Source organism: Pseudomonas sp. P4_C3, from assembly GCF_056402075.1.
Map to the genome: position 1 here is coordinate 1 of NZ_JBFUIC010000617.1, position 1,346 is coordinate 1,346.

The window sequence follows — 1,346 nt, forward strand, 5'->3', positions numbered from 1 at the left end:
GCACCTGGCCGAGCGCTTTCCTGAAGCCAATATTCCGCTGGCGTGCGTGGCCACCACGATTGAATTGCGCGGCATGGCCGACACCGAGCGCGAGCAATGCGTCGACAGTGCCCAGGCCATTCTCGGCTATCTCGCCGAGCAAGACCTGATCAGCGGCGACTGGCCTGCAGCGCCACCGAGCCGTTGTGAGGCGACACCGTTCGCCGGTGCGCAGTACGCCTATGCGCCGCACCCGGGGGTGGTGAGTTATCTGCAACCGTTGGGTGCCCACGTCAAGGTCGGCGATCCGCTCTTCGAAGTGATCGATCCGCTGACCGATCAGCACAGCGTGGTGCACGCCAGCACCGACGGCATCCTGTATGCCCGTGAACGCCTGCGCTTTGCCCAGCCTGGTTTGTGGTTGGCCAAGGTGGCCGGTAACACCCCTATTCGCCAAGGCCGTTTGCTCAGCGACTGATTCCAGAGAGTTGAAACCATGTACAAACTTGAAATTCAGGATCTTCACAAAAGCTACGGCGCCCACGAAGTGCTCAAGGGCGTGTCTCTGGAAGCGAAAGCCGGTGACGTCATCAGCATTATCGGCTCCAGTGGATCTGGTAAAAGCACCTTCCTGCGTTGCATCAACCTGCTGGAGCAGCCCAACGCTGGCAACATCGTGCTCAATGGCGAACAGCTCAAACTGGTGACCAATAAACTCGGCGGGCTCAAGGCTGCCGAACCCAGGCAGCTGCAACGCATGCGTTCGCGGCTATCGATGGTGTTTCAGCACTTCAACCTCTGGTCGCACATGACTGCCCTTGAAAACGTCATGGAAGCTCCGGTGCATGTGCTGGGCATGAACAAGCAAGAAGCCCGGGAAAAAGCCGAACACTACCTGAACAAAGTCGGCGTGGCACACCGCATGGACGCCTGGCCGGCGCATATGTCCGGTGGTGAGCAGCAGCGCGTGGCGATTGCCCGCGCATTGGCCATGGAACCTGAAGTGATGCTGTTCGATGAACCGACTTCGGCACTCGACCCCGAGCTGGTCGGCGAAGTACTTAAAGTCATGCAGGATCTCGCACTCGAAGGACGCACCATGGTGGTCGTGACCCACGAAATGGGGTTTGCCCGCGAGGTTTCCAATCAACTGGTGTTTCTGCACAAGGGGCGGGTCGAAGAGCGCGGCAATCCGCGTGAAGTGCTGGTCAATCCACAATCCGAGCGTCTCCAGCAATTTCTGTCCGGCAGCTTGAAATAATCATACACTCCAGCCAACTTATGCCCCCGCGCAAAACCCTGTGGGAGCGTGGCTTGCCCGCGAAGCGAACACCGCGATTTTTCAGGCATTGCGCGTTATCGTTCTT

General features: G+C 58.9%; 2 protein-coding genes. Both read left to right on the forward strand.

All coding sequences use genetic code 11. The features are described 5' to 3' along the window. Positions 1 to 457, forward strand: a 457-nt coding sequence (locus AC1DVH_RS31205) for a succinylglutamate desuccinylase/aspartoacylase family protein (protein ID WP_477757032.1), incomplete at its 5' end; no start/stop codon positions are given. Positions 458 to 475: 18 nt separating this feature from the next. Beyond that, positions 476 to 1,240 carry an ABC transporter ATP-binding protein gene (locus AC1DVH_RS31210; protein ID WP_477757033.1) on the forward strand — a complete coding sequence of 255 codons (765 nt, stop codon included), beginning with the start codon at positions 476 to 478 and terminating at the stop codon, positions 1,238 to 1,240. Positions 1,241 to 1,346: the final 106 nt, after the last annotated feature.

What these genes read in the sequence shown, in the direction of transcription:
- AC1DVH_RS31210 (WP_477757033.1), top strand. Translation starts at nt 476, where the DNA reads ATGTACAAACTTGAAATTCAGGATCTTCACAAAAGCTACGGCGCCCAC.